6 protein-coding genes are annotated in these 5,667 nt (G+C 60.0%); all 6 read right to left on the minus strand.

Annotated elements, in window-relative coordinates:
- Positions 1 to 1,157, minus strand: a 1,157-nt coding sequence (locus WCA53_RS00285; protein WP_423904001.1) for a PAS domain-containing protein, incomplete at its 3' end; no start/stop codon positions are given.
- The gene (locus WCA53_RS00290) at positions 1,154 to 1,912 is read right to left on the minus strand and encodes an aquaporin (RefSeq protein ID WP_423904004.1); all 759 of its coding nucleotides are present in this window, start codon (positions 1,910 to 1,912) and stop codon (positions 1,154 to 1,156) included. The genes WCA53_RS00285 and WCA53_RS00290, both read right to left, overlap by 4 nt.
- Before the next feature lie 137 nt (positions 1,913 to 2,049).
- The gene (locus WCA53_RS00295; RefSeq protein WP_423904007.1) at positions 2,050 to 2,760 is read right to left on the minus strand and encodes a response regulator; all 711 of its coding nucleotides are present in this window, start codon (positions 2,758 to 2,760) and stop codon (positions 2,050 to 2,052) included.
- Between the two features lie 154 nt (positions 2,761 to 2,914).
- Positions 2,915 to 3,562 carry a response regulator gene (locus WCA53_RS00300; RefSeq protein ID WP_423904008.1) on the minus strand — a complete coding sequence of 216 codons (648 nt, stop codon included), beginning with the start codon at positions 3,560 to 3,562 and terminating at the stop codon, positions 2,915 to 2,917.
- A 369-nt stretch (positions 3,563 to 3,931) separates the two neighbouring features.
- Complete coding sequence (locus WCA53_RS00305) at positions 3,932 to 4,705, minus strand: slipin family protein (protein ID WP_423904010.1); 774 nt, start codon at positions 4,703 to 4,705, stop codon at positions 3,932 to 3,934.
- Positions 4,702 to 5,667, minus strand: a 966-nt coding sequence (locus tag WCA53_RS00310; protein WP_423904011.1) for an NfeD family protein, incomplete at its 5' end; no start/stop codon positions are given. The genes WCA53_RS00310 and WCA53_RS00305, both read right to left, overlap by 4 nt.

The raw sequence follows: 5,667 nt of genomic DNA on the forward strand, positions 1-5,667 counted from the left end.
CCTTCGCGACGCGCGACGAGATCCGCGCGAACCCACCGACGCCCTTCGTCGACAGTCGAGCGAAATTCCGTGTGAACGGGTTCCAGCGTGAGCGCCGAGTGTTCGATGACATCGCGGATCGCACGCCGGTCATCCGTGTGAATCAGCGACAGGCCCGCGACCTGATCGCGGCTGAGCACGGTGAGATCGGCGCCGAACAAATGCATGGTGTCGCCGCCGATGTAGGGAAAGCTATACGTGCCATCGGTGGCGCGCCGCAACTGGAAAACCACCGCGGGCAGGGACCGCGTGACGTCGTGGAGACGGCGCTCGTTGTCGCGCGCGCGCATCTCGGCATCGCGGATGTCCGTGATGTCAATCATTGTGCCGACAACGCCCGCCATCTTGCCATCCGCCGCCGCAAATGCACCCGTCCAGAAAAGTCCGTGACGCAGATCGCCATCGAGGTTCCGGAAAGCGATTTCGACTTCCTCGCGTTGTTCGGTCGAGAGGCTGAGCCCAGCGAGTTCATGCAGGCGACGGCTGTTGTCGGCACCCCACGACTGAACCTCGAGCGTTGTGCGCCCAATAATGTCTTCGCGCCGAAGCCCAAGCGTTTTTTCAAACGCCCGGTTCACCGCGATGTATCGATTCCTGAGGTCTTTGGCTACAAGCGGATACGGTACGACTTCCATCATGGTCTGCTGGAAGCTCAACTGTGTCGCGAGACGCGCCTCCGTTTCGACCCGCCGCGCCATTTCGCGCTGAAGCAGCACGAACGCGCGCAGCGTGACAGCCAGCACTACGCCAATCGCGATCAGCGCTGGCAGAAGGCGCATTGCGTTGACGCTCCAGCCGCCGGACGGCGCATCAGTTATGGCTTCGTGCTGTGCGGCGATCTGCTGCTCGTCGGCTGTGGACACGGCCTGCAACGCGAGCCTGTCCGATGGCAGGCGCAGGCCGCCGCGTATGCCACTGTCTGCTGCGGCCTGCGCGCCGTCGCGGCCCATGTACACGTTGTAAGTCGGCGCAGCGTAGTCGTCAGACGTGCGCACGGCACTCTGGGCGCACGCAGCCGACACCGTCGATGCGAGCACGAGCAATGCGACCAGACGAAAAAGACGCGAAACGAAATGGAAGAGGATCGCGTGTAGCCGCTGTCGATTTACGCTGTTCATAGCGGTTGATTGTTGAAGGAGGCGTCGATGCTGACGGGGCGCTGGGGCGAGCCGCCAGCGCGAGAGGTCTTGCGCGCGATCACCGGATAAAAGAGGCCGGCAAGCACGGCGCCGGCGAACGGCGCTGCCCAGAACAGCCACAATTGGTCGAGCGCCCAGCCGCCGACAACGAACGCAGGGCCGGTTGAACGGGCGGGGTTCATCGACGCGTTGGTCACGGGGATCGCGATAAGAGAGCAGAGCGTCATGGACATCCCGATGAGCGCGGGGCCGCTAAAACGCGCAACTCTGCTGGACGCGGCAACAAGATTGACCAGGACGAACACAAACGTGACAAGCGCCTCGACAATCAGCGCCGAACGGATTTGATATCCGGCCGGCGAATGAGCGCCGTAGCCGTTCGCCCCCAGCGTTGCAAGGTTCATTGACACGTCGCCGCGCCCGCTCGCGACAACGTATAAAACAATCGCGCCACCGATCGAGCCCGCGACTTGAGCCACGATATACGGGACCAGGTCTCGTATCGGGAAGCGATCGGCAATGGCGAAGGCCACCGTAACGGCGGGGTTGAAGTGGGCGCCGGACACAGGACGAAGGACGTGGAACAGCACGGTCGACGCGAGCCCGAAAGCCGCCGCCTGGCAGACCATTTCCATATCGGGACGAAAGTAGCCACCAGCGATCACGGTGCAGCCGCAGCCAAAGAAGACGAGCGAAAAGCTTCCTACGCATTCACTTATGAGCTTTTTTAACATGTCGCTTTTCCTCGTCCGAGATCTGCTCGCCGGCGCATGGCTTCACGTCCAACCTCGGGGGTATCGGACAAGCAGCAGGAACGGCCTAAAGCGATCAAGTGTCCGACGATTTGCGACAACTAATAATCAGAGCATTCCTAAATAGCTCCTACTTCCAACGATCTCAAACCTTGCGCTTCCACTCGTTTCGGCTCGACCAGGCCGCTGTCAAATGCGAACCGATACAGCTCCGCGTCGGTCGACAAACCCAGCTTGCGCATAGCCGCACATTTTTGCGCGCTGATCGTCTTGACACTGCGGTCGAGTTCACGCGCGATCTCGGTCACATTTCGGCCTCGTGCGTATCGTCCGATTACGTCGAGTTCGCGGCGCGTCAGCTTCTGCCGAATCATGTCGACACGATTTGCCGAAGTGGCCTCGGCGAGAAGCTGGCGTATTGACGGCCCCAGGTAATCTTCGTCTGCCAGTACCGTGACGATCGCTACGTAGATCAGTTCCAGCCGGTCCTGCTTGCTGACCACGGCATTGGCACCGGCATCCAGGACACGCGCGATCAGGCCTGCGTCGTTAGTCATTGATAAAACCACGATCGCTGCCTTCGGATGATGCTCGGCGATGTACTGGATCAATTCGACGCCGTCGCCATACAAACCGCCCGGCATGAAAATGTCCATGATGACGACATCGCATTCCTGATTGTCGAGCGCCTCTACCAGCGCCGTAGAATCCTGCGCCCGACACACGATTTCAATATTCTGCACGTTCGCAATCAGGCGCTCAATCGCAAGCACCACTAATGGATGGTCGTCGGCCACCGCTAATCTGATTCGTTGAGTGAACGCAATCATTTACTAACCTCTTTTAACCCGAAATTCGCCCGGGTGATGCGTCCGCTCAAGGCGGGGTTCAGTTTGCCAGCGCGATCACGGGCCGTTGCAGGATCACCGATCTGCGCTGGCATCGACATAAGATGCGTCCGAAAGGGCCTCACGAAACGCTCCGTCACGTCAGGCCATGCGCGCGTGCAAACGCGAACAGGCATGGGTCGTTGTGGACGCCGAGCTTGCCCATGGCGTCGCGCTTCTGGCGGCTGATCGTGCGGACATCGCGCTCAAGAGAACGTGCGATCTCGGTGATCGACAGCCCGCTCGCAAACATGCGCACGACCTCAATTTCACGGGGAGAGAGATGCGGCCCTTCCCCAAGCCCCTCGTGTTCGGCACCGGCCACCGCTAGCGCCGCAACAATCGACGTGCTGAGATATCGCCGCCCAACTCCCGCAGCACGAACCGCCGCAGCGAGTTCTTCCATGGGTTCAACTTTGTTCAGCAAGCTCATGGCGCCAGCGCTCAGGATAGAACGGAGAATGGCGACATTGCTCATGCTGGTCAGCACGACAATGCGTAAATCCGGCCAGTCCCGCCGCACCCGCTTGATCAGGCGCAGGCCATCTTCAGCCTGCAGACCCTGCTCGGGCATGGCGAAATCCGTGACCAGAACGTCGCACGGCGTAGTGACGAGCAACTTCAACAGGGTCGCTGCGCTCACCGCCTCGCCAACGACCTCCACGCTTTTATCCGCACTGAAGGTCGCTCGCATACCGAGCAAAACAAACGGATGATCGTCGGCCAGAACGATTCGGAGTTTCAAAGTGGCCTCTCAGATTTATTGTTCGCAGGTCAGGTCGAATTGCACCACTCGGCAACATCCGATTCGGCAATTCACCGCTACATGAGAACACGGCGTGAAACCAATCCCTATAGGAGCACTCTCAATGCGTCCTTGTGCAATCGGCTTTCCACCAGACATGTCTTATGCAGTGACAAATTGATGATTTTTATACTTGTTCCGCGTGGCTTCCGACATCACCGCCTCTTCACGCAAACACGCGCCACCTAGGATAATTTTCAAGTACCTTGCATTGCCATACGAATTGTCCTATTCCCTGCGGTTTTAGTAGCGATCCTCAAAACTGTTTCAATAGTTGAAACACGCGGGACCACGACACGTTGCGGCATGTCAGTTTTCGGATGGCCTCTTGATCCGTTCGAGAAGTGAACTGATCAGGTCGATCGGCATCGGGAAAACGATGGTGGAATTCTTGTCAACAGCGATCGTCGTCAGTGTCTGCAGGTAGCGCAACTGCATGGCTTGTGGTGCCTGCGCGAGCATCTGTGCGGCCTGCAGCAGCTTTTCCGACGCTTGCAACTCACCTTCCGCGTGGATGATCTTCGCCCGCCTTTCTCGCTCCGCCTCGGCCTGCCGGGCAATCGCGCGGATCATCGTCTCGTTCAGGTCGACATCCTTGATTTCGACATTCGACACCTTGATGCCCCATGCATCGGTCTGCGCATCGAGAACTTTCTGAACGTCTGCGTTGAGGCGCTCGCGCTCCGCAAGAAGTTCGTCGAGTTCATGCTTGCCGAGAATCGCGCGCAACGTCGTTTGCGACAACTGGCTGGTCGCCTCGAGAAAACGTGCGACCTGGATGACGGCTTTCTCCGGATCGACCACGCGGAAGTAGACGACCGCATTGACCTTCACGGAGACGTTGTCGCGAGTGATCACGTCCTGTGGCGGCACGTCGAAAACGATGGTGCGCAAATCCATCCTGACCACTTGCTGCACTGCAGGAATGATGAGGACAAGGCCCGGTCCCTTGACCTTCCAGAAGCGGCCGAGCATGAATACCACGCCGCGTTCGTATTCACGGAAAATCCGAATCGCCGAGAACACGATAAGGATGACAAGCAACAACAAGACACCGCTAAAGCCAAACGTGAATCCGATCATTGTTTTTCTCCTTGTTTTACTTCGTCTAGTCGCGCGACCGTGAGCGTGAGCCCATGGCGCCCGATGACGCGCACCCGGTCCCCGCGCGCAAGCAGTGCGGCAGCTTCGCCGCCGTGCACAAGCCATCGTTCGCCGTGCACCCGAGCCCAGCCGCTGTCGCTGGCTCGCACGTCTTCCAACATCTCGCCGATGCTGCCAAGCATGGCTTCCGAGCCGCTCACCACAGGCCGCCTGCGCGACTGGAGCGCCACGCCGGAGACGGCGAACACGAACACGGCAGTGATCGCGGTCAGGCCCGCGACGAGCGCGACTGGAACGCCGTAGCCGGGGACATCGGTACGAAACAGCATGAGCGAGCCGATCGCAAATGCTGCGATGCCGCCGAACCCGAGGGTGCCGAACGTCGGCAGGAACATTTCGGAGATGAGAAATGCGATGCCGAGCAGAATCAGACCGAGCCCGGCAAAGTCGACAGGCAGCAACTGCAGGGCGAACAAGCCCACCAGCAAACAGATTGCTCCTGCAACACCCGGCAGGGCCATGCCTGGATTCATGAACTCGAAGAACAACCCGTACATGCCGATGGTGATGAGAATGAGCGCCACGCTCGGATCGGTGATGGTCGCGAGGAACCGGCTGCGCCAGTCGGGCTGGATCGTCACCACGACAGCGCCCAACGTAGCGAGCACGTGATCGCCGGTGATTGTGTGCACGTGCCGGCCGTTCAGCTTCGCGAGGAGATCGGGCACGTCCAGCGCAATCAGGTCAATGACGTTCTGCCCCAGCGCCTCGTTCGCGGACAGGCTGAGCGCCTCACGCACGGCACGCTCGCCCCACTGGGCATTGTGTCCGCGCAACTGGGCGAGACCGCGGATATAGGCCGCAGCGTCCTGGACCTGCTTGGTGGTCTCGGTGGATTGCGTGCTCATGTCAGGTGCCGGCGCCGCACTCGCCCCCGCGTC

The sequence above is a fragment of the Caballeronia sp. genome, from assembly GCF_049581465.1.
Classification (GTDB): Bacteria; Pseudomonadota; Gammaproteobacteria; order Burkholderiales; family Burkholderiaceae; genus Caballeronia.